Consider the following 22,645-nt stretch of genomic DNA (forward strand, 5'->3'; position numbering starts at 1 on the left):
CCGGGGGTTGCGCGAACGGGTCAGCCCGCGGAACGGATGGCGGGCTCGAGCTGTCGGAACAGGGCCCTGCTGGCGCGTTCGATCATACCGAGCACCTCGTCGAACATCGGGGCCCCGGCGTAGTACGGGTCGGGGACATCGAGGGTCTCGGCATCCGGAAGGAAGGACTGCAGCAGGGCGATCTTGTCGGCGTCGTCGTCGTCGCGCGCCCACCCGCGCAGCACGCGCTCGTGGCTGCGGTCGAGGGCGACGACGAGGTCGTTGCGCTCGAAATCGGCGTACTGGAACTGCCGGGCGCGGTGCGAGGAGCCGTCGTAGCCCAGGCGATCGAGAGCCGCGAGGGTGCGGTGGTCGGCGCGCTCGCCGACGTGCCAGTCGCCGGTGCCGGCCGAACTAGACGCGATGTGCGCCCCGAGGCCCGAGGTGTCGGCGATGCGGCGGAACACGACGTCGGCCATCGGCGAGCGGCAGATGTTGCCACTGCATACGAACACGACGCGGAACGGCGCGTCGGGGTTCGCGGTCATCCCCCCATCATGGCGGTGATGGGCCTCGAACGCATCAGCGGCGTTCGCGCTCCTCGCGCCGCGGACGCAGGATGCCGCCCAGGACGGCGTTGATGATGCCGATGAGCAGCGCGGCCACGACCGTCAACCAGAACTCGCCGGTGCGCAGGCCCCAGTCCCCGTTCGCGGTGATGACGCCCGTGAGCCACAGCAGGAAACCGTTGATGATCAGCGAGATGAGTCCGAGCGTCAGGATGTAGAGCGGAATCGCGACGATCTTGACGACGGTGCCGATGATCGTGTTGACCAGCGCGAAGATGAGCCCGACCACGAGCAGCGTGAGCAGAACCTGAAACCACTCGCCCGGGGCGAAGGGGATGAGCCGCACCTGCAGGGCGGGCAGCAGAGTGACGATCCAGATGGCGAAGGCGTTGACGGCGACGCGGACGACGAAACGCATGCCCCCATCGTGGCACGCACCCGCCGTCGCGCCACGGGGTTGTGGAGAACGCCCCGCGCGCTCGAGGCCTGGGGAGGACTCGCCGGGGGATAGGGCGCCTAAAGTGGGACTGACGCGCACGGCGGGCCCCCGGTTAGGCTCGCGGGGTGAGTGACGAGCCGGTCCTGCCCCGTATCCGCCCCGAGATCGCCGCGCTGCCCGCGTACCGGCAGGGACGACAGGCCAGCCCCGACGCCTTCAAGCTCTCGAGCAACGAGAACCCCTTCGAGCCGCTTCCCGGCGTCCTCGATGCGGTCGTCGCCGCGGGAGCTTTCAACAGATACCCGGATGCCACGGCCGCCCGCCTGCGCGAACGCCTGGCGGCGCGGTACGGCGTCTCGCCCGACGAGGTGCACGTCGGCGCCGGCAGCGTCTCGGTGCTGGCGCAGCTCCTGCTGGCGACCTCGGGTCCCGGCGACGAGGTCGTCTACGCCTGGCGCTCGTTCGAGGCCTACCCCTCGCTCGTCGCGGTCGCGGGGGCGAAGAGCGTGCAGGTGCCGTTGACCGCCGACTCGCGTCACGACCTCCCCGCGATGGCCGCCGCCGTCACCGAGCGCACGCGCCTGGTGATCGTGTGCAGCCCCAACAACCCCACGGGGCCGACCGTCGGGTACGACGAGTTCGCCGCGTTCGTCGACGCCGTGCCGCGCGACGTGCTCATCGTCCTCGACGAGGCCTACGCCGAATTCGTGACCGACCCCGCGTCAGTCGAGGGCAGTCGGGTGCGCGCGGTGCTCGGTCGCCCGAACGTCGTCGTCCTGCGCACCTTCTCGAAGGCATACGGGCTCGCGGGTCTGCGTATCGGCTACGCGATCGGCCACACCGGGGTGCTCGATGCCGCGCGCACCACCGCCATCCCGCTCTCGGTCACGGCGGCCGGAGAGGCCGCGGCGATCGCGAGCCTCGATGCCGAGAGCGAGCTGCTGCACCGCGTGAAGGTCATCGCCGAGCGACGCGACCGCCTCGTCGGCCGCCTTCGCGAGGCCGGGTGGAACGTCCCCGACGCCCAGGGCAACTTCGTGTGGCTCGCCGCCGGCGATCGCACGGTCGAGGTCGCCACCGCTTTCGAAGAGGCCGGGCTCATCGTGCGTCCGTTCCCGGGCGACGGCATCCGCATCTCGATCGGCGAAGAGGAGTCGCTCGACCGCGTGGTCGAGGTCGCCGCGGCCACCGCCCCGCACTGATCCGCGGCGGCGCCTTTGTCGACAACGAACGCCGAATCACGGCATCCGTTGTGCACCTCATGCGGTCTCGCGCATGGGTCGCGCGTTAGCGTGGGTTCATGACCCCGCTCGACGACCCCGCTCTCGTGCGCGTTCTGGCAGCCGACGGCACGCTGGCCCCCACGCCCGCCGCCGAGCGCTACCTGCCGCTCATCGACGCCCTGACCGACGCCGAACTCGAGACCTTCTACCGCGACATGGTCTCGATCCGCGCGTTCGACGTGCAGGCCACCAACCTGCAGCGCCAGGGGCAGCTCGCCCTGTGGCCGCCGTCCTTCGGGCAGGAGGCCGCGCAGGTCGGCTCCGCTCGCGCGGCCCGCGCGCAGGACCATGTCTTCCCCTCGTATCGCGAGCACGTGGTCACCCGCATCCGCGGCGTCGACCCGCTCGACATCATCCGCCTCATGCGCGGACTCACGCACGGCGGGTGGGACCCGACCGACCCGAAGAACGGCAACACGCACATCTACACGCTGGTCCTGGGCGCGCAGACGCTGCACGCCACGGGTCTTGCGATGGGCCTGGTGTTCGACGGAAAGAGCGGCACGGGCGACCCCGAGCGCGACGAAGCCGTGATCGTCTACTACGGCGACGGCGCCTCGAGCCAGGGCGACGTGCACGAGGCGATGGTCTTCGCCGCGAGCTTCCAGACCCCCGAGGTGTTCTTCCTGCAGAACAACCAGTGGGCCATCTCGGTGCCGGTCGCGACGCAGTCGCGCTCGCCGCTGTACAAGCGCGGTGAGGGCTACGGCATCCCGAGCCTCCAGGTCGACGGAAACGACGTGCTCGCGAGCTACGCCGTGTCGAAGGTCGCCCTCGACGAGGCGCGCGCAGGCGGCGGCCCCCGCGCGATCGAGGCGATGACCTACCGCATGGGCGCGCACACGACCAGCGACGATCCCACCAAGTACCGCACCTCCGACGAAGAGAAGGCGTGGGCCGGGCGCGACCCGATCGCCCGCATGCGCGCCTACCTCGAGGGACGCGGCGCCTCGCAGCAGTTCTTCGACGACGCGGATGCCGAGGGTGCCGCCCTCGCCGACGACGTGCGCGTGCGCACGAACGAGCTCGGTGGCATCCCGCGCGTGCACATGTTCGAGAGCGTCTACTCCGAAGCCCACGCGCTGATCGCCGAGGAGCAGCGCTGGCTCGACGACTACGAGAACTCGATGGAAGGGGGCGCGCAGTGACCGACAACATGCCGATCAGCCGCGCGCTGAACGCCGGGCTCCGTCGCGCGCTCGAGACCGACGACCGCGTGCTGCTCATGGGTGAGGACATCGGCCCGCTCGGCGGCGTCTTCCGCGTGACCGAGGGCCTGCAGAAGGACTTCGGTCCGCGCAGGGTCATCGACTCCCCGCTCGCGGAGTCGGGGATCGTCGGCACCGCGATCGGTCTCGCGATGGGTGGCTTCACGCCCGTCCTCGAGATCCAGTTCGACGGGTTCGTCTTCCCCGCCTTCGACCAGATCACCTCGCAGCTCGCGAAGATCACGAACCGCCACGAGGGCGCGGTGCGCATGCCCGTCGTCATCCGCATCCCCTACGGCGGACACATCGGCGCGGTCGAGCACCACCAGGAGAGCCCCGAGGCGTACTTCACGCACACGGCAGGGCTCCGGGTGGTCAGCCCCTCGAACGCGAACGATGCTTACTGGATGATCCAGCAGGCGATCGAATCGCCCGACCCCATCGTCTTCCTCGAGCCGAAGGCCAAGTACTGGCAGAAGGGCGAGGTCGACCTCGAGGCCCCCGCGCTGCCGTTGCACGCGAGCCGCATCGTCCGCCGCGGCACCGACGTCACGCTCGTCGGACACGGCGCGATGGTGACGACCCTGCTGCAGGCCGCCGCTCTCGCCGAGAGCGAGGGCACGAGCTGCGAGGTCATCGACCTGCGTTCGCTCTCGCCCGTCGACTACGGCCCCCTGCTCGACTCGGTGCGCCGCACCGGCCGCATGGTCTACGCGCAGGAGGCGCCGGGCTTCACCTCGCTCGGCTCCGAGATCGCCGCGACCGTCATGGAGAAGGCTTTCTTCGCGCTCGAGGCGCCCGTGCTGCGGGTGTCGGGGTTCGACGTGCCCTTCCCGCCCGCGAAGCTCGAGGGCACCTACCTGCCCGACGCCGACCGCATCCTCGAGGCCGTCGACCGGTCTCTGGCGTACTGATCCGCTCTTCCTCTCCCCGCCATGAACCGCGAGACTGCAACTCGCTGACGAATCCGCGACAGCCTGTCACCGTTTCGTCAGCGAGATGACGTCTCGCGAGCAAAGGACACCACCGTGACCGAGCAGACCTTCGTTCTCCCCGACGTCGGGGAAGGGCTCACCGAGGCCGAGATCGTGCAGTGGCGCGTCGCGCCGGGTGACACCGTCGCCGTCAACGACGTGATCGTCGAGATCGAGACGGCCAAGTCGCTCGTCGAGCTGCCCTCGCCATACTCGGGCACGGTGGGCGAGTTGCTGGCCTCCGAGGGCTCCACCGTCGAGGTGGGCGCACCGATCATCACGATCGGATCGGCGGATGCCGACACCCCGGCCCCCGCGGAACCGGTGAGCGCCCCCGAGCCCAGCGACCCCGGCGGGGCCGTGCTCGTCGGCTACGGCACGGGCGGAGCGGTGTCGTCGCGGCGGCGGAAGCCCGCCGAGCGCCCCGTGAAGGCGTCGGTCGGCGTCGTCGCCAAGCCCCCGATCCGCAAGCTCGCGCGCGACCTCGGTGTCGACCTCTCGGCCGTCACGCCCAGCGGACCCGCCGGCGAGGTGACCCGCGACGACGTTGTGAAGCACGCCGAGCAGGCCAGCGTGTTCCGCAACATCGAGACGCCCGCGTGGGGTGCCGTCCGCGAGGAGACGATCGCCGTGGCCCCACCCGCGACGCCCGCCCCCGTGGCATCCGCTCCCTCCTCCGACGCCCGCGAGGAGTCGATCCCCGTCCGCGGTGTCCGCAAGGCGACCGCCAACGCGATGACCTCGAGCGCGTACTCGGCGCCGCACGTGTCGGTGTGGGTCGACGTCGACGCCTCGCGCACGATGGAGCTCGTCAAGCGCCTCAAGGCCTCGCCCGACTTCGCCGACGTCAAGATCTCGCCGCTGCTGATCATGGCGCGCGCCGTGATCTGGGCCCTGCGCCGGACCCCGATGATCAACGCCGCGTGGGTGGACTCCGAAGACGGCGCGCAGATCTCGGTGCGCCACTACGTCAACCTCGGCATCGCCGCGGCGACACCCCGCGGCCTGCTCGTGCCGAACATCAAGGACGCCCAGTCGATGAACACGCGCGAGCTGGCGAAGGCACTCGAGCACCTCACCCTCACCGCGCGCGAGGGCAAGACCAGCCCCGCCGACCAGACCGGCGGCACCTTCACGATCACGAACATCGGCGTGTTCGGAGTGGATGCCGGGACCCCGATCATCAACCCCGGCGAGGCCGGCATCATCGCGCTCGGCGCGATCCGCCAGAAGCCGTGGGTCGTCGACGGCGAGGTGCGTCCCCGCTGGGTGACCACGGTCTCGGGCTCGTTCGATCACCGCGTGGTCGACGGCGACGGAATCTCGCGGTTCATCGCGGACGTGGCATCCGTGCTCGAGGAGCCGGCGCTGCTGCTCGACTGAGCGGCGCGCGCACTGCCGGCGCGCAGGGGGCTCAGCGCAGCGACGGCCGCTTCTCGACCGGCGTCGACCGCGTGGGGATCAGCAGCGCCAGCACCAGCGCGATCGCCGCGGCGCCGATGCCCATCAGGAACGACACCTGGAACGCCTGCGAGGTCGGCACGCGCGTCTCACCCGAGCCGGTCGACAGGGTCGCGAGCACGACGCCGACGATCGCGGCGGCGGTGCTCGTGCCGAGGGAACGCGCGAGGGCGTTGAGGCCGTTCGAGGCGCCGGTCTCGCTCGGCGGCACGGCGCGCATGATGAGCATGGGCATGGCGGCGTACCCGAACCCGATGCCGAAGCCGATCAGGATGTTCGCGACGACGAAGTGCCAGACCTCGGTCGAGAAGATGAGGCTGAAGCCGTAGGCGAGGATGAGCGAGATCGAGCCGGCCACGAGCAGCACACGGGGTCCGATCGTCCGGGCCAGGGTGCCCGAGATCGGCGACAGCACCATCATCACCAGGCCCGAGGGCATGACCACGAGGCTCGCGGCCAGCAGCGACAGGCCGAGTCCGACGCCGGTGGCGACGGGAAGCTCGAGCATCTGCGGGTACGCGACGTTCGAGGTGAAGAGGGCGAAACCCATCGCGACGGATGCCAGGTTGGTGAGCAGCACGGGGCGGCGCGCGGCGACACGGAGGTCGAGCAGCGGGTTCTCGACGCGCAGCTCGTACCAGCCCCACACGAGCAGAACGAGAATGCCGCCGATGGCGAGGCCGAGCGTCAGCGGCGAGGTCCAGCCCCACGAGTTGCCGCGCGAGACCGCGAGCAGCACGCCGATCAGGCCGATCGCGAGGCCGACGGCGCCCAGGTAGTCGAAGCGCCCGGCGGTGCGCAGCACGCTGACGGGGACGATCCAGAGGATCAGCACGAAGACGATCGCGCCGAGGGCTCCGGCGATCCAGAACAGCCAGTGCCAGTCGGTGTTCTCGGCCACGAGGGCGCTGATCGGCAGCCCCAGGGCGCCGCCGACGCCGAGCGTCGCGCTCATGAGGGCGATCGCGCTGTCGACGCGGTTCTCGTGCAGCACGTCGCGCATGATCGAGATGCCCAGCGGCACGACGCCCACCACGGCGCCCTGCAGCGCGCGACCGATGATCATGCCGATGATCCCGGTCGAGAGCGCGGCCACGACCGAGCCGAGCATCATCACGATCAGCAGCACGAGCACGATGCGGCGCTTGCCGTACATGTCGCCCAGGCGGCCCGCGATGGGGGTGATGACGGCGGCGGCGAGCAGCGTCGAGGTCACGACCCAGGCGGTGTCGTCACGCGAGGCGTTCAGCAGCTGCGGCAGCTGCGACTGGATGGGCACCACGAGGGTGAACATGAACGACGAGCACAGGCCCGCGAGGGCCAGGATCGCGACGACCAGACCCTGAGGGCTGTTCCGGGACAATCTCTTACGCGCGTTTTCATCCCGTGACATCACTGTCCAGGCTACGCCTCCGCTGTGAGCCCGCGGGTCGATGAGGCGTGCGATCATCGCCGATGCCTCGGCATCCGCCCAATCGATTACTCCGCGTGACAGCCCGTTACCGGTCGTAACGCCTCGAATTCCGATCCCGGATGCCGCGTGCTGACGTGGTCTCATGACTACTCGCCGCACCGCACGCCTGGCCACGATCCTCAGTGCTTCCGCCGCTGCCCTGATGCTGACCCTCACCGGTTGCGCCGGGGGTGCGGCATCCGCAGGCGACTCCTCGCGCATCGTCCTCGGCGCCGACGACGGCAACGAGGCGCACTGGACGGTGCTGAAGCAGAAGCTCGCCGGCGAGGGCATCGACCTCGAGGTGCGCACCATCAACGACGGCGTGCAGCTCAACCAGGGCGTGCAGGACGGCGAGCTCGATGTGAACCTCTTCCAGCACCTGATCTACCTGTCGCAGTTCAATGTCGAGAACAACGGCTCGCTCGTGCCGGTCGGTGCGACGGCGGTGTACCCGCTCGCGCTGTACTCCGAGAAGTACCAGGACGTGAAGGACCTGCCCGAGGGTGCGAAGGTCGCCATCCCCAACAACCCGACCAACCTCGCCCGCGGTCTGCTCAACCTGCAGACGGCGGGGCTGCTGACGCTGAAGGACGGCGGCACGGCCTTCTCGACGCCGGCCGACATCGTCTCGACCAAGGTCGAGCTGCTGCCCGTCGACACGAATCAGACCGTCACCGCGCTCAAGGACGGCAGCGCCCAGGCCGCGATCGTCAACAACACGCAGGCGCAGAAGGGCGGGCTCGGCGACGAGCTCATCATCTTCAAGGAAGACCTGAACAACCCGCAGCTCGCTCCGTACATCAACGCGTTCGTCACGCGCGACGACAAGAAGGACGACCCGCGCTGGGCCAAGCTCGTCGAGGCGTACCACTCGACCGAGGTCGAGACGGCGGTCACCGAGCTGAACCAGGGCAACCTGCAGTTCAAGACCGAGTGGACCGGCGCGCAACTGCAGGACGAGCTGACGAGCCTCGAAGACGCCCTCAAGGCCCAGAAGGGATGACCGCGGTCATCGAGCTGCGGGGCGTCACGAAGAGCTTCCGCACCGATCGCCGCACCTCCACCACCGCCGTCGACGACGTGTCGCTGTCGGTCGAGGAGGGGTCGATCGTCGGGGTGATCGGATACTCCGGCGCCGGCAAGTCCACCCTCGTCCGGCTGCTCAACGGGCTCGAGCAGCCGACATCCGGCACCGTCGAGGTGCTGGGAGTGAACGTGGGGGATGCCACGGAGGCGAAGCTCCGCGACCTGCGACGCCGCGTGGGCATGATCTTCCAGCAGTTCAACCTGTTCACCTCGCGCACGGTGGCGGCGAACGTCGCCTACCCGCTCAAGGTGGCGGGCTGGAAGAAGGCGGACCGCGACAAGCGCGTCGCCGAGCTGCTCGACTTCGTCGGCATCGGCGATAAGGCGAAGCAGTACCCGCGGCGCCTGTCGGGCGGGCAGAAGCAGCGCGTCGGCATCGCCCGTGCGATCGCCACGGACCCCCGGATCCTGCTCGCCGACGAGGCCACCAGCGCCCTCGACCCGCAGACCACGGCCGAGGTGCTCGACCTGCTGCGCGAGATCAATCGCCGCTTGGGCATCACCATCGTCGTCATCACGCACCAGATCTCGATCGTGCACGAGCTGTGCGATCAGGTGATCGTCATGGACGGCGGACGGGTCGTGGACAGCGGGGACACGTACCGCGTATTCGCCCACCCCCGCGCCGACCTCACGAAGCGCTTCGTGGCCGCCGTGACGCAGGGCGTGCCCTCGGGCGAAGCCCTGGCGGCGCTCGCCGCGGGCGGGGGAGAGCTCGTGAGCGTCGAGGTCAACGAGTTCTCGAGCGAGGACGTCTCGGCGGTGTTCCACCGCCACGGCGTCCGTCATTCCGTCGTCTACGGCGGGGTGACCGACGTCCTCGGCCGACAGCTCGGCACCCTGACCTACCGCGTGCACGCCGACGACCTCGATGCGGTGGTCGCGGAACTGCGCGCGCACACCGAGGTCGTCGTGCCGGCGAGGGAGGCGCGCTCGTGAACAAGTGGGACACCCTGACCCCGGTGCTGATCCAGTCGATCGGCGAGACCGTCTACATGGTGGCCGTCTCGCTGCTGATCTCGGGCGTCGCGGGACTCGTCATCGGGGCGTTGCTGTACGCGACGCGCCCCGGGAATCTCTTCGCGAACCGGGCGGTCTTCGCGGTCGCGAACCTCGTGATCAACCTCATCCGGCCGATCCCGTTCATCATCTTCCTCACCGCCGTGGCCCCGGTCACGCGCGCGGTGACGGGGACGACCCTGGGAACGGATGCCGCGATCGTGCCCATCACGATCATGGCCACGGTCGTGATCGCCCGCGTCGTCGAACAGAACCTCGTGGCCGTCGACCCCGGAACCGTCGAGGCGGCCCGGGCCGTGGGCGCGCGCCGCATCGGCGTGCTGTTCGGCGTGGTCATCCCCGAGGCCCTCGCCCCGCTGATCCTCGGCTACACGTTCATGTTCATCGCGGTCGTCGACATGTCGGCGATGGCCGGGTACATCGGCGGCGGCGGACTCGGCAACTTCGCGATCATCTACGGCTATCAGCAGTTCAACCAGCAGGCGACGTGGGTGACGGTGGTGATCATCGTCGTCATCGTGCAGGCGGGCCAGCTGATCGGCAACGCACTGGCGCACCGCATTCTGCGCCGCTGACGGGGGCGGCGGGGGGTGGCGTGTCCGCCCCCGCGCTCCGCGCGTGCCGAACAGCCCGCCTACCCTCGGAGGATGAGCCTCCCCCGCACACTCGTTCGCTGGCTGCTCGGTGCCGCACTCGTGTTCACCGGCACCGCGCATCTGACCTTCGCCCGCGACGACTTCGTCGCTCAGGTGCCCGCGTGGCTTCCGCTTCCGGTCGACGTGACGGTCGTGGCATCCGGGGTCGTCGAGATCACCCTCGGACTCGCCCTCCTCGTCCTCGGCCGCTGGCGCGTCGCGGTCGGCTGGATCGTCGCTGCCTTCTTCGTCGCGATCTTCCCCGGCAACATCGAGCAGTTCGTCCGGGGCACCGACGCCTTCGGCCTCGACACCGACCTCGCCCGCGGCATCCGCCTGCTCTTCCAGCCCTTGTTGGTGATCTGGGCGCTGTGGTCGACCGGGGCATGGAAGGCGTGGCGAACCCGAAGACGAGTTCGCTGAGCCGCATCCCACAACCCGCGTCGCCTCTGGGCCTCGGCACCCCCTGTTGAGTGTTCAAAACACCCGGGCGATTTTCGAGTCCGTCCGGGTGTTTTGGGCACTCAACGGGGTCGACCCCGCCCACGGAGCGCACCCGGTATCGATTTCGTCTCGACATTTCCCGCCCGCGCATCCTGCATTCGTAATCCGTCCAGGTGCATTCGGTGCGGTCGGGCGACCTGCATTCCCCTGAATAGACTCGCGAGGTTGTCCAAGCGGGGGAAGGGGAATCCATGCGATTCCGGAATGCAGTGGTCCGAACGAAGGCGGCGGTGGCCGCGTGACGAATGCGACGCCGGGGTGGTACCCCGACACCGAGACTCCCGGTCGCCTGCGCTGGTGGGACGGCCGCCAGTGGACGAACGACTTCACCCCGCTGCCGCCCGCGCCGACCGTGACCACCGCCCCTCCGCCGGTGGCGCCGGGCGAGGCGCGCCCCTGGTTTTCGCGCGTTCCGATGTGGGGCCGGGTTGTGGCCGGCCTCGTCCTGCTCGTGGCGCTGTGGTTGCTCGCCCCGTTCGTCGCGATGGTCGCCCTCGTGGTGCTCGTCACCGGGATCGTCTCGCTCGCGCGCAACACCCCGACCTGGTTGCGGTTCCGCTCGCGGACGACGGCGGCGATCTGGACGGTCGCCGGCGTCGTCGCCTTCGCGGTCGCGGGAGGCATCACGGGGGCCACCTCGCCGAAGAACGCGTCTTCCGTCGCCCAGGCGGTGCCGGCCGCCACGGTTTCTCCGACGCCGTCGCCCACTCCCACGGCATCCGCCACCCCCTTCGCCGACGATCAGGCCGCCCTCGCCGCATTCGCGGGACAGCCGGGTACCGTCGCCGACGCCTCGGCGACCACAGACAAGACAGCGCTCTCCGTGCTCGACACCCTCGCCGTGAAGGGACGCGCGCCCAAGACCGGGTACGACCGCGCCCAGTTCGGTCAGCGCTGGCTCGACGTCGACCGCAACGGATGCGACACCCGCAACGACATCCTCGGCCGCGACCTGAAGGATGCCGTGCGCTCCGGAACCTGCCGAGTGACCGCCGGCACGCTCGCCGACCCGTACACGGGGCGGAGCATCGCCTTCGTCCGCGGCCAGGGCACCTCGGAGCTCGTGCAGATCGATCACGTCGTCGCGCTGTCCGACGCGTGGCAGAAGGGCGCTCAGCAGCTCACCGCCGACCAGCGCGCCAGCTTCGCCAATGACCCCCTCAACCTGCTCGCCGTCGACGGCGCGGCCAACGCGCAGAAGAGCGACGGCGACGCCGCCACGTGGCTCCCCGCGCAGAAGAGCTACCGCTGCACCTACGTGGCCGCGCAGATCGCGGTCAAGGCCACCTACGGGCTGTGGGTGACCGAGGCCGAGCGCGATGCGATGAAGCGGGTGCTCGAGGCGTGCCCCGATCAGCTCGTGCCGACCTCGGCCTTCGCCGCTCCGGCGCCGGCCCCGGTCGTGGAGCCCGAGCCGGTCGTCGCTCCCGTCGTCGCGCCCGAGCCCGCGCCGGCGCAGCCTCAGCCCGCTCCCGCCGAGCCCGCGCCGGCGCCGCCCGCAGAGGACGCGTATTACGCCAACTGCGACGCCGTTCGCGCGGCGGGCAAGGCGCCCCTGTATCGGGATCAGCCGGGTTACCGGTCGAAACTGGACCGCGACAACGACGGAGTGGCTTGCGAGTGATGAGCGCGGCGCTCACCCGCTGAACGCCTGAGACGCGCCGCTCCCTTATCGGGGGCGGCGCGTCTCGCACAGTCGGCAGAGGGGCGGATGCCGCGGCCCCGGGTTCGGGCCGGGCGACACCGGCCATGGTTCCTGCTCAGGCGGAGGCGGCCCCGCGCGTCAGCCCGAGGATGCAGCCCTCGACCGCGGCGACCCGCACCCGCTGGGTGTCGGCGTGAAGCACGCTCTGGCTCACCGCCCCGACGTGAGCGGCGACGACCGCGCGCGTGAACAGGGCGGGGTCGATCACCGGATGCAGGCCGATGCGCGAGAGGCACTCGACGAGCAGCGGCTGCAGCGTGTCGTGGAAATGGTCGGTGTGCGCGGTGAGCACTACGCGGACCTCCTCGTCGTGACGCGCCCGCGTGATGAGCACCGAGCGGATCGCGTACCACTTCTCCTCGGGAGGGAGCCCCTCGACGACGCCGCGCACGATGTCGTCGAGGGTCGGCTGCTCGCTGCTGCGCGCGTCGCCGAGCATGTCGCTGAGCAGGTCGAACACCAGCTTCGCCTGTTGTTCGTAGACGGCGAAGAACACCTCGTCGACCGAGCGGAAGTTCGAGTAGAACGCCCCGCGCGTGTATCCCGCGCGGCGCGTGATGGCCTCGACGCTCACCGAGGTGCTGCCGGTCTCGTCGAAGATCGCCTCGGCGGCCGCGATCAGCGCCGTGCGGGTGCTGCTGCGGCGTCGCACGGGCTTCGGCGCCTCTGCGGGGGTGGTCGTCACGGGCTCCACGTTACGCAGCGGCGGCGCGGTTCACCTCGTCGAGGTAGTCGAACACCGGGCGGACGGGGGCGAGGGTCAGGTCGGTGACGATGTGCGAGGCGCTGACGATCTCGCGCACGGGGAGATCGGCCATCGGGGCGAGCGCGTGCTCGAAGAGCTGCAGGCGGGCGGGTCCGGTCCACGCCTCCTTCACCTCGATGTCGGTGATCTCGGTGCGCACGAGGTGCGCCGCGCGCAGGCCCTGCGTGAAGACGTCGGGCACGAGTTTGACCATGAAGGTCGGCACCGTGATCTGCGCCTTCGCCTCGTCGAGGTCGAGCGGCTCCCACTTGTAGCCCATGGTGGCCGTGGCCACGCGCTCGCCGCCGCGGTCGAGGGTGCCGACGAGGGCGCCCTGGTCGACGCGCAGGTCGGGGGTTCCGGTCACCTTCGGGTAGGCGCTGAGCTCTCGCCCCGACACGGTGGCGGCGAAATTGTCGAGGTACATCGCGTGCAGGTATTCGCCGCGCTCGCCGTCGAGGGTGACGGGGATCGCCTGTCCCGACTCGACGTAGGGACCGTAGCCGTCGACCTCGCCCATCTTCATGACCTCGAAGCGCACGAGCGGCTCGTCGATCTCGAGCGGCTCTGGAACCACGGCGCGCAACGCCTCGGCATCCGTTCGATAGACGACGTTGAAGTACTCGCGGTTGAGGAAGCGCGTGACCCGCAGCGGGTAGACGGGGGCGGTCAGCGGCGTGGTGCCGCGGCGGAGGATCTCGAGGGGGTTCATCGGTCATCACCTGTTCAGTACGAAGTGTATTGAGTACAGTGTGTATCGAGAGGTTCGCGTTCGCAAGCGACCCTCGCCCGCACGAGAGGAATGACATGAGCGTCCAGCTGCCCCAGAACATCGACACCCGACCCGTCACCGTGATCGGGGGTGGCACGCTCGGTCGTCGCATCGCGCTGATGTTCGCCAGCGGAGGAGCCGACGTGCGCATCTTCGATCTCGCCGATGCCGTGCGCTCCGCCGCCGTCGCCTACGTCGAGCAGACGCTGCCCTCGGTGGTGGCCGCCCGCGAGGGAGCCGCCGCGGGAACCGTGCACGGCGCCGACGAGTTGGCATCCGCCGTCTCGAACGCCTGGCTCGTCGTCGAGGCCGTGCCCGAGCGCATCGAGCTCAAGACGTCGGTGTTCGGCGATCTCGACCGCCTCGCGCCGGCGGACGCCATCCTCGCCAGCAACTCGTCGTCGTTCGCGTCGCGCTTGATGATCGACGAGGTCTCGGCACCCGAGCGCGTGCTCAACATGCACTTCTACATGCCGCCGCAGCAGAACGCGGTCGACCTCATGAGCGATGGACAGACCGCGCCGGAGGTCATCGCCTTCCTGCAGGAGCAGCTCCCGAACTTCGGGGTGTTTCCATTCGTCGCCCGTCAGGAGTCGACCGGCTTCATCTTCAACCGCATCTGGGCCGCCATCAAGCGCGAGGCCCTCGCGGTCGTCGCCGACGGCGTCTCGACCCCCGAAGACGTCGACGCCATGTGGCGGGTCAACTCCGGCGCCCCCGCGGGCCCGTTCCAGATGATGGACCAGGTCGGCCTCGACGTCGTGCTCGACATCGAGCAGCACTACGCCGACGAGAACCCGCACCTGCCCGAGGGTCCGCGCGAGCTGTTGAAGGGCTACGTGGATGCCGGGAACCTCGGCGTGAAGTCGGGCCGCGGCTTCTACGACTACAGCGAGAAGGCCGCCGCCGCCTGACCCGCGGGGCGTCAGGCGCGCGCGGCCTCGGCCTGCAGAACCTCGACCAGCACGTCGAGGCCGCGGTGGGCGTCGGCATCGCCGATCACGGCGGGCGGCACCACGTGCACGCGGTTGTCGGCGGTGAAGCCGAGCAGGCCCTTCTCGAGCATCGCGGCCTTGATCGCGCCGATGCGTGCGGCGGCCAGGGGCTCGCGCGTGGCCTGGTCGGATACGAGTTCGACGGCCCAGAACACGCCGCGGCCGCGCACCTCTCCGACGAGCGGCGAGTCCTCGGCCAGCTGGCGCAGGCGCGGGCCGATGACCTCCTCTCCGATGCGGCGAGCGTTCTCGATCACGCCCTCATCGGCCATCGCCTGCTGGGCCGCGACGATGGATGCCGCGGCGAGCGGGTGACCCGAGTACGTCAAGCCACCGGGGAAGACGCGGTCGTCGAACACCGAGGCCACGGCATCCGAGATCGCCACTCCACCCACGGGAACGTACCCGGAGTTCACGCCCTTCGCGAAGGTGATGAGATCGGGCCGCACGCCGAACGCGTCGAACGCGAACCACTCGCCCGTGCGGGCGAAGCCGGCCATGACCTCGTCGAGGATCAGCAGGATGCCGTAGCGGTCGGCGATCGCGCGGACGCCCTCGAGGTATCCGGGCGGCGGAACGAGCACGCCCGCGGTGCCGGGGATCGTCTCGAACAGGAACGCCGCGATCGTGTCCGGCCCCTCGGCCTGCACGGTGCGCTCGAGGTGGCGAAGGGCGCGCTCGCACTCCTGCTCGGGCGTCTCGGCCCAGAACTCCGACCGGTAGAGGTAGGGGCCGAACACGTGAACGTGTCCGCGCGAGTACTCGTTCGGCATGCGGCGCCAGTCGCCGGTCGCCACGATCGCCGACCCGGTGTTGCCGTGGTACGAGCGGTAGTGCGACACGATCTTGTCGCGGCCCGTGGTCAGGCGGGCCATGCGGATGGCGTTCTCGTTGGCATCCGCCCCGCCATTGGTGAAGAAGACCTTCGAGAACCCCTCGGGGGTCCGCTCGAGGATGAGCTCGGCCGCGTGCGCGCGCGTCTCGTTCGCGTGCGCGGGAGCGACCGTGGTCAGCTGCGCCGCCTGCTCCTGGATCGCGGCGACGACCCGCGGATGCTGGTGCCCGATGTTGACGTTGACGAGCATGCTCGAGAAGTCGAGGTAGCGTCGGCCGTCGGCATCCCAGACCTCCACTCCCGAGCCCCCGGCGAGGGGGAGCGGCGCGAGCGAGCCCTGCGCCGACCACGAGTGGAAGACGCTCGTGCGGTCGCGGTCGCTGATCTCGGCGTTGCGGGGAGTCGAGAGGGGTGTCGGCATGCCTCCAGTGTGAAAGCGTCGCGCCGTGCCGGGGAGCGCCGATCTGTCGGTAATCTCTACGGACGATCGACAGTTTGGCCCGCCATGCCCGCGACGCTCCGCACCCTCCTCGACGACCCGTCGTTCCCCCTGCGCGTGCTGACCCGACTCGACGACGACGCGCTCGACCGGCCCCTGTCGTGGGTGCATAGCTCCGACCTGCCCGATCCCACCCCGTACCTCGAGGCCGGCAACCTGCTTCTGACCAACGGGGCGCAGTTCTCTCCGGATCCGGATGCCGATGAGGCACGGGCCTATTGCCGACGTCTCCGTGAGCTCGGGGTGGCGGGCCTCGGCTTCGCGACCGACATCATCCACGACCGCGTGCCCGAGGCGGTGCTGCGCGCGGGTGAGGCGGCCGACCTGCCGATCGTCGAGATCGCCGATCGCGCGCCGTTCATCCGGATCATCCGCTTCGTCGCCGACATCATCGCCGCCGAGGGCGCCGCGCGCCTGTCGTGGCTGCTCGACGCCCAGCGCGCGGTGGCCCGAGCTGCGGTGCGCGACGACGGCCTGCGCGAGATCCTCGCCACCCTGTCACGCCTTCTCGACGCGTGGGTCGAGCTGTACGACGCGGTCGGTGGGCGCCTGTCGTCGCCGGGTCTGCGGGCCGCGCCGGCCGAGGTCGAGGCCGAGGTCGGTCGCGACGTGCGGCGCCTGCTCGAGCGACGCACCGCGGCGAGCCTCGTCGTGCCGTCGGCCGGCCACGCGCTGGTGCAGACGATCGGGCAGAGCGGGCGACTGCGCGGCGTGCTCGCGGTCGGTGGACCCGAGCCGCTCGACCCGGCGGGCCGGGATCTCGTGGCCTCGGTCGTGGCGCTGGCGAGCATCGCGCTCGAGCAGCAGCGCGGACTGCAGTCGGCCCTGCGCGGCGTGCGCGCGGGGGTCATCGACCTGCTCGTCGACGGACACGGCGACACGGCGCGGCGCGTGGCCGCGTCTGCGCTCGGGGGTCTCCCCGCGGCGCCGTACCTGGTCGGGGTCGTGCGCGGGGCGGCAGCGCGTGCGGGACTGCACGACGAGCTCGACCTCGTCTCGAGCGACCCCGCCCGCATGTTCTCTGCCGAGCGCGACGACGACATCATCGTGCTCGTGGCGGACGACGCGGCCCCCGCGCTCGCGGCGCTCGCGGAGCGACGGTCGCTACGCGTCGGAACCGTCCGTCACACTGACGACGACGACCTCGCCGAGGATCTGCGACGAGCGGAGCACGCGGCGAGCGACGCTGCGGCCGGCACCGTCCGCGCCTACGACGAGCTCGCGGGCCGCGGCCTGGTGGGGGCGCTCCGCGAACGGGGCGGCGCGGTGCTCGCCCGCTCCCTGCTGCAGCCTCTCGAGGTGCTCCCGGCGCTCGAGCGGGAGCGACTGATCGCGGCGGCGCGGGTCTGGCTCGACGCCAACGGCGCCTGGGATCCCGCGGCGCGGAGCCTCGGCATCCATCGCCACACCCTGAGGGCGCGCATGGCGCAGCTCGAGCAGGTGCTCGAGATCGACCTGTCGAGCTTCGCCGCGCGCGCCGAGCTGTGGGCCGCGCTGGAACTGGCGGGTCCTCCCGCCCGCGCGTGAGGGGTCGGTTTCTGTCGCTTCGGCGGTCGCCAGGCGACACTTCTTGACCTCTCACGCGAAGCGCGGGACAGAACGACGGATGCCGCGACCCGAGGCTCGCGGGGAGCCCGGGGCCGCGGCATCGGGTGTCGACGACTCAGCTGTTCTGGGGGAAGCCGAGGTTGATGCCGCCGTGGGTGGCGGGGTCGAGCCAGCGGCTGGTGACGGCCTTCTCGCGGGTGAAGAAGTCGAAGCCGTGCACGCCGTAGGCCTTCGCGTCGCCGAACAGGCTCTTCTTCCACCCGCCGAACGAGTGGTACGCCACCGGCACGGGGATGGGCACGTTGATGCCGATCATGCCGACCTGCACCTCGTGCTGGAAGCGGCGGGCGGCTCCGCCGTCATTGGTGAAGATCGCCGTGCCGTTGCCGAACTCACCGCTGTTGATGAGGGCGAGGCCCTCTTCGTACGTCTTCACGCGCACCACCGAGAGCACGGGGCCGAAGATCTCCTCGGTGTAAGCGCGCGAAGTGGTGGGCACCTCGTCGAGCAGGGTGGGGCCGAAGAAGAAGCCCTCCTCGTGCCCGTCGACCGAGAAGCCGCGACCGTCGACGACGATGGTCGCGCCGTCGGCTTCAGCGATGTCGACGTACAACGACACCTTGTCGCGGTGCGCGCCCGAGATGAGGGGGCCCATGTCGGGCTCGTCGGCATCCGCTCCGTTTCCGATGCGGAGCTTCATGATCCGCTCGGTGACCTTGGCGATCAGCTCGTCGGCGACCGGCTCGACGGCCAGCACGACCGAGACGGCCATGCACCGCTCGCCCGCGGCGCCGAAGCCGGCGTTGACGGCGGAGTCGGCCACGAGGTCGAGGTCGGCGTCGGGCAGCACCAGCATGTGGTTCTTGGCGCCGCCCAGGGCCTGCACGCGCTTGCCGTTCTTCGACGCGGTTTCGTAGATGTACTGCGCGATGGGGGTGGAGCCGACGAACGAGATCGACTGCACCTCGGGGGCCTCGAGCAGTCCGTCGACGGCGACCTTGTCGCCCTGCAGCACGGTGAAGGCGCCGGCGGGAAGGCCCGCCTCCTTCCACAGGCGCGCGAGCCAGAGCGACGCGGAGGGATCCTTCTCGCTCGGCTTCAGCACGACGGCGTTGCCGGCGGCGAGGGCGATGGGGAAGAACCACATCGGCACCATGGCGGGGAAGTTGAAGGGGCTGATGATGCCGACGACGCCGAGCGGCTGCTTGAGCGAGTACACGTCGACGCCGGTGGAGGCGTTCTCGCTGTAGGCGCCCTTGATGAGGTGCGGGAAGCCGGTCGCGAGCTCGACGACCTCCTGGCCGCGGGCGATCTCGCCCATCGCGTCGGAGAGCACCTTGCCGTGCTCGGCGGTGAGGATCTCGGCCAGCTCGCCCTTGCGCGCGTTCAACAGCTCGCGGAACGCGAACAGCACGCTCTGGCGCTTCGCGATGGAGGAGCCGCTCCACTCGGCGAAGCCGCGGCTGGCCGAGGCGATCGCGGCCTGGATGTCGGCCTCACCGGCCAGCGCGACGTGCGCCTGCACCGCGCCGGTGGCGGGGTTGTAGACGGGGGCGGTGCGTCCGCCCGTCGGGGCGCTCTCGGCGCCGTCGATCCAGTGCGCGATGACGGGGAGGTCGTGGTCGGTCATGGATCCCAGTAAAGAGATCCCGACCCGGGTCCGCCGTCGACAATCGGGCGACCGCACCCGTGAGGGGAGGACAGATCGGCAGGATGCCGGATCCTGAGAACCTCGTATGCGGTACACCCTGAGTTTGAGAACGATTATCAACGGCGATACGGTTTCCCTATGACCCGCCGCATTCTCGCCCCCGTCGCCCTCGGGGCCGTCTCCGTTCTCGCGCTCGCCGGCTGCGCCGGAGGCACCGCCTCGCCCGCTTCATCGGACTCGTCCGGAAAGGTCAAGGTCGTGGCATCCACCGACGTCTACGGCTCGATCGCCCAGGCGGTCGGCGGCGAGTACGTCGACGTGGCCTCGATCATCACCTCGCCCAGCCAGGACCCGCACGAGTACGAGGCGAGCGCGCAAGACCAGCTGACGCTGAAGAACGCCGGTCTCGTGATCGAGAACGGCGCCGGTTACGACGCGTTCATGGAGTCCCTCATCCAGGCCAGCGGCACGTCGGCTCCCGTGCTCACCGCCGTGGAGTACAACCACGACTACCCCGGGTCGAAGGATCACTCCGACGACGACGCGAGCCCCGCCCCGAGCGAGAGCGCCGACGATCACGCGCACGCCGAGGGCGACGGTCACGACCACATCGAGGGCTTCAACGAGCACGTCTGGTACGACCCCCACACCATCGAAGACCTCACCGAGGCCATCGCCGACGAACTGGGCAAGATCGCGCCCGACCACGTCGCCGACTTCAACGCCAACGCCGAGGCCTTCACCCAGCAGATCGCCGGCCTCGAGGACTCCCTCGACGCGATCAAGGCGAAGGATGCCGGCAAGAAGATCTTCGTGACCGAGCCGGTGCCGGTGTACCTGACCACGACCGCAGGCCTCGACAACGCCACCCCCAACGAGTTCAGCGAGGCGGTCGAAGAGGGCCAGGACGTCCCGCCCGCGACCCTGCTCGAATCGCTCCAGCTGTTGGATTCGGGTCAGATCACCGTCATGATCGTCAACCCGCAGACCGGCGGCGCCGAGGTCACACAGGTGCAGAACGAAGCGAAGTCCAAGAACATCCCCGTGATCGAGTTCACGGAAACGCTTCCCGAGGGACAGACTTACATCTCGTGGATGCAGAGCAACATCACGGCGCTGTCCGACGCGCTGGCGGCGTGAGCGCGACCGCACCGCTGCGCATCCGCGGAGCCGCCCTCGAAAGAGGGGGCCGGGAGCTCTGGGCCGGGCTCGACCTCGAGGTCGAGCCCGGCGAGCTCGTCGCCGTGCTCGGACCCAGCGGCTCGGGCAAGACCACGCTGCTGCGCGCGATCCTTGGGCTCGAACGCCTCAGCGGGGGATCGATCGAGGCGCTCGGAGCCCCGGTGCGCCGCGCCGGCAACCGCCGCATCGGCTACATCCCCCAACAGCGCCCCCTGCCGCGCGAGACGCCCCTCCGCGGCCGCGACATCATCGGTCTCGGGGTCGACGGGCACCGTCTCGGTCTGCCCCTGTCACGCAAGAAGGATCGCGCGCGCATCGACGAACTGCTCGAGGCCGTGGGGGCCACCGCGTTCGGCGACCGCCCCGTGGGGCTCCTCTCCGGCGGAGAGCAGCAGCGACTGCGCGTGGGCCAAGCGCTCGCCGACGACCCCGCCCTCCTGCTCTGCGACGAGCCGCTGACGAGCCTCGACCTCGCCAACCAGCAAGCCGTCGTGCGGCTCATCGACCGCCACCGTCGCGAGCGCGACGCCGCCGTGCTGCTGGTCACCCACGACATCAATCCCGTGCTGTCGCGCGTCGACCGCATCCTCTACATCGCCAACGGCCGCTTCACCCTCGGGACTCCCGACGAGGTGCTCACGACCGAGACCCTCTCGGCCCTGTACGGCGCCCCCGTGTTCGTCGTCCGCGCCGGCGGCCAGCTCATCGTCGTCGGAGCCCCGGATGCCGAGGACGCCCACCACCATCACCACGACGAGGACGACGCATGAACTGGTCCGACGTCGGCACCGCCCTCTTCGGCGGGGTGAGCCAGTACGGCGCGATCCTCGAGCTGGTGCAGAACTCCGTCTACGCGGGTGCGGTCCTGGGCCTGGTGGGCGGCCTCATCGGCGTCTTCGTCATGCAGCGCGACATGGCCTTCGCCGTGCACGGGATCAGCGAGCTGTCCTTCGCCGGTGCCGCGGTGGCCCTGCTCATCGGCGTCGACGTCGTGTCGGGCTCGATCGTGGGCTCCCTGATCGCGGCCGCACTGATCGGGGTGCTGGGCGCCCGCGCGCGCGATCGCAACTCGATCATCGGCGTGCTCATGCCGTTCGGCCTGGGTGTCGGCATCCTGTGCCTCTCGCTCTACAACGGGCGCAGTGCGACGCGCTTCAGCCTGCTGACGGGGCAGATCGTGTCGGTGCAGAGCGAGCAGCTGGGGTGGCTCGTGGTGATCGGCGTCGCGGTGTTGGTCGCCCTTCTGCTCATCTGGCGCCCGTTGCGCTTCGACTCCCTCGACCCGCAGTCGGCGGCCGCGCGCGGAGTGCCCACCACTGCCGTGTCGCTCGCGTTCATGCTGCTGCTCGGCCTGATCGTCGCCGTGGCCGTGCACATCATCGGCGCGCTGCTGGTGATGGCGCTGTTGGTCACTCCCGCCGCGGCGGCGATGCGCGTGGCATCCGGTCCCCTCTCGGTGCCGCTGCTGGCCGCGCTGTTCGGCTTCGTCTCGGCCGTGGGCGGAGTGCTGCTCGCCGTGGCAGGAACGCTGCCGGTGAGCCCGTACATCACGACCATCTCGTTCGCGATCTACCTCGTCTGCCGCCTGGTCGGCGCCCGCCGCGATCGCACGACCCGGGCGGTCTGAGGGGTTCCTCGGGGATGCCACGCGGTGCGGGTTCCGTCACGCGCGACGCCCGCGAGAGGCCAACGACCGTCAGTTCGCGCTCCCGCGTTGGTCTTCGAACGGAGCGTCGAGGTCGAACAGGCGGAGCGCGTAGCTAGCGGGATCGTCGGTGTCTCCGAGTTCGGCGCGGTGGGGCCCGACCGGAGACCTCACCGCGGACCCGCCGTCAGGTTTGGATCGTCGAAGCCCCCTTCGATGCCGTCGAGAAGCGACACCATCGCTCGTTCGTGCTCCTGCCACAGCGCCACGGTCTGTCGCACACCCGTGGCGAGGGTCTCGAGATCGGCCCGCCGTGCGTTCAACGACAGTCGCAGCGCGTCGGCGGCGTCGCTCCCCGCTCGCGCCAGATCGTCGTCGTGCACCGATGGGGGTGTCGAGACCCCGCTCGGAGCCTGGTCTCGAACTCCGTCCACCCGACGCGCCACGTCTGTGA

The 22,645-nt window shown here is 70.2% G+C and carries 22 protein-coding genes; 14 read left to right on the top strand and 8 right to left on the bottom strand.

The genetic code is table 11. The features are described 5' to 3' along the window. Positions 1–20: 20 nt before the first annotated feature. Both QBE02_RS11155 and QBE02_RS11160 read right to left on the bottom strand, forming a co-directional pair. Entirely contained in the window at positions 21–527 is a 507-nt protein-coding gene (locus QBE02_RS11155; RefSeq protein ID WP_074694583.1) for a low molecular weight protein-tyrosine-phosphatase, read from the bottom strand. Between the two features lie 34 nt (positions 528–561). Beyond that, positions 562–966, bottom strand: coding sequence for a phage holin family protein (locus tag QBE02_RS11160; RefSeq protein ID WP_279365775.1), 405 nt, complete (start codon positions 964–966; stop codon positions 562–564). 146 nt (positions 967–1,112) lie between these two features. Between QBE02_RS11160 and QBE02_RS11165 the strand changes: the two genes are divergently transcribed. The 4 genes from QBE02_RS11165 (at position 1,113) to QBE02_RS11180 (ending at position 5,835) form a co-directional block, all read left to right on the top strand. Further along, a complete protein-coding gene (locus QBE02_RS11165; protein WP_279365776.1) occupies positions 1,113–2,189 on the top strand; it encodes a histidinol-phosphate transaminase in 1,077 nt (358 codons plus the stop codon). A 98-nt stretch (positions 2,190–2,287) separates the two neighbouring features. Beyond that, complete coding sequence (locus QBE02_RS11170) at positions 2,288–3,418, top strand: thiamine pyrophosphate-dependent enzyme (RefSeq protein WP_279365777.1); 1,131 nt, start codon at positions 2,288–2,290, stop codon at positions 3,416–3,418. An 8-nt stretch (positions 3,419–3,426) separates the two neighbouring features. Further along, a complete protein-coding gene (locus QBE02_RS11175; RefSeq protein WP_279367882.1) occupies positions 3,427–4,392 on the top strand; it encodes an alpha-ketoacid dehydrogenase subunit beta in 966 nt (321 codons plus the stop codon). Positions 4,393–4,506: 114 nt separating this feature from the next. Continuing rightward, a complete protein-coding gene (locus QBE02_RS11180) occupies positions 4,507–5,835 on the top strand; it encodes a dihydrolipoamide acetyltransferase family protein (protein WP_279365778.1) in 1,329 nt (442 codons plus the stop codon). Between the two features lie 31 nt (positions 5,836–5,866). Here the strand turns inward: QBE02_RS11180 and QBE02_RS11185 are convergent, their stop codons facing one another. Beyond that, a complete protein-coding gene (locus tag QBE02_RS11185; protein ID WP_279365779.1) occupies positions 5,867–7,306 on the bottom strand; it encodes an MFS transporter in 1,440 nt (479 codons plus the stop codon). Between the two features lie 163 nt (positions 7,307–7,469). Between QBE02_RS11185 and QBE02_RS11190 the strand changes: the two genes are divergently transcribed. The 5 genes from QBE02_RS11190 to QBE02_RS11210 all read left to right on the top strand — a co-directional run bounded on the left by QBE02_RS11190 (position 7,470) and on the right by QBE02_RS11210 (position 12,238). Further along, positions 7,470–8,372 (top strand): MetQ/NlpA family ABC transporter substrate-binding protein, encoded by a 903-nt coding sequence (locus tag QBE02_RS11190; protein WP_279365780.1) that lies wholly within the window; start codon positions 7,470–7,472, stop codon positions 8,370–8,372. After that, the gene (locus QBE02_RS11195) at positions 8,369–9,394 is read left to right on the top strand and encodes a methionine ABC transporter ATP-binding protein (protein ID WP_279365781.1); all 1,026 of its coding nucleotides are present in this window, start codon (positions 8,369–8,371) and stop codon (positions 9,392–9,394) included. The genes QBE02_RS11190 and QBE02_RS11195 overlap by 4 nt, the downstream gene beginning before the upstream one ends. Then, complete coding sequence (locus QBE02_RS11200; RefSeq protein ID WP_279365782.1) at positions 9,391–10,050, top strand: methionine ABC transporter permease; 660 nt, start codon at positions 9,391–9,393, stop codon at positions 10,048–10,050. The genes QBE02_RS11195 and QBE02_RS11200 overlap by 4 nt, the downstream gene beginning before the upstream one ends. A 72-nt stretch (positions 10,051–10,122) precedes the next feature. Beyond that, entirely contained in the window at positions 10,123–10,533 is a 411-nt protein-coding gene (locus QBE02_RS11205) for a DoxX family protein (RefSeq protein WP_279365783.1), read from the top strand. Positions 10,534–10,852: 319 nt separating this feature from the next. Continuing rightward, positions 10,853–12,238, top strand: coding sequence for a GmrSD restriction endonuclease domain-containing protein (locus QBE02_RS11210; RefSeq protein ID WP_279365784.1), 1,386 nt, complete (start codon positions 10,853–10,855; stop codon positions 12,236–12,238). A gap of 136 nt (positions 12,239–12,374) precedes the next feature. Here QBE02_RS11210 and QBE02_RS11215 read toward each other — a convergent pair whose 3' ends face one another. Next, on the bottom strand, positions 12,375–13,004 hold the full coding sequence (locus QBE02_RS11215) for a TetR/AcrR family transcriptional regulator (RefSeq protein WP_279365785.1): 630 nt from the start codon (positions 13,002–13,004) through the stop codon (positions 12,375–12,377). Positions 13,005–13,014: 10 nt separating this feature from the next. After that, the gene (locus QBE02_RS11220; protein WP_279365786.1) at positions 13,015–13,776 is read right to left on the bottom strand and encodes an acetoacetate decarboxylase; all 762 of its coding nucleotides are present in this window, start codon (positions 13,774–13,776) and stop codon (positions 13,015–13,017) included. A gap of 95 nt (positions 13,777–13,871) precedes the next feature. Between QBE02_RS11220 and QBE02_RS11225 the strand changes: the two genes are divergently transcribed. Continuing rightward, the gene (locus QBE02_RS11225) at positions 13,872–14,750 is read left to right on the top strand and encodes a 3-hydroxyacyl-CoA dehydrogenase family protein (RefSeq protein WP_279365787.1); all 879 of its coding nucleotides are present in this window, start codon (positions 13,872–13,874) and stop codon (positions 14,748–14,750) included. An 11-nt stretch (positions 14,751–14,761) separates the two neighbouring features. Here the strand turns inward: QBE02_RS11225 and QBE02_RS11230 are convergent, their stop codons facing one another. Further along, entirely contained in the window at positions 14,762–16,087 is a 1,326-nt protein-coding gene (locus tag QBE02_RS11230; RefSeq protein ID WP_279365788.1) for an aspartate aminotransferase family protein, read from the bottom strand. 84 nt (positions 16,088–16,171) lie between these two features. On the opposite strand from QBE02_RS11230, the gene QBE02_RS11235 reads away from it, so the two are divergent. Continuing rightward, positions 16,172–17,692: a PucR family transcriptional regulator gene (locus QBE02_RS11235; RefSeq protein WP_279365789.1), complete on the top strand. Its 1,521-nt coding sequence runs from the start codon at positions 16,172–16,174 to the stop codon at positions 17,690–17,692. 136 nt (positions 17,693–17,828) lie between these two features. Here the strand turns inward: QBE02_RS11235 and QBE02_RS11240 are convergent, their stop codons facing one another. Beyond that, positions 17,829–19,343, bottom strand: coding sequence for a CoA-acylating methylmalonate-semialdehyde dehydrogenase (locus tag QBE02_RS11240; RefSeq protein WP_279365790.1), 1,515 nt, complete (start codon positions 19,341–19,343; stop codon positions 17,829–17,831). Positions 19,344–19,502: 159 nt separating this feature from the next. On the opposite strand from QBE02_RS11240, the gene QBE02_RS11245 reads away from it, so the two are divergent. Genes QBE02_RS11245 through QBE02_RS11255 form a run of 3 tightly spaced genes read left to right on the top strand, consistent with a single transcriptional unit; the run spans position 19,503 to position 22,173 of the window. Next, entirely contained in the window at positions 19,503–20,504 is a 1,002-nt protein-coding gene (locus QBE02_RS11245; protein ID WP_279365791.1) for a metal ABC transporter substrate-binding protein, read from the top strand. Beyond that, on the top strand, positions 20,501–21,316 hold the full coding sequence (locus QBE02_RS11250; protein WP_279365792.1) for a metal ABC transporter ATP-binding protein: 816 nt from the start codon (positions 20,501–20,503) through the stop codon (positions 21,314–21,316). The genes QBE02_RS11245 and QBE02_RS11250 overlap by 4 nt, the downstream gene beginning before the upstream one ends. Next, positions 21,313–22,173 (top strand): metal ABC transporter permease, encoded by an 861-nt coding sequence (locus QBE02_RS11255; RefSeq protein WP_056224793.1) that lies wholly within the window; start codon positions 21,313–21,315, stop codon positions 22,171–22,173. Before QBE02_RS11250 ends, QBE02_RS11255 begins: the two co-directional genes overlap by 4 nt. 188 nt (positions 22,174–22,361) lie before the next feature. On the opposite strand, the gene QBE02_RS11260 is transcribed toward QBE02_RS11255, so the two are convergent. After that, entirely contained in the window at positions 22,362–22,574 is a 213-nt protein-coding gene (locus tag QBE02_RS11260) for a hypothetical protein (RefSeq protein ID WP_279365793.1), read from the bottom strand. Positions 22,575–22,645 lie beyond the last annotated feature (71 nt).

This window comes from Microbacterium testaceum (assembly GCF_029761935.1).
In the GTDB taxonomy this organism is placed as follows: Bacteria; Actinomycetota; Actinomycetes; order Actinomycetales; family Microbacteriaceae; genus Microbacterium; species Microbacterium testaceum_A.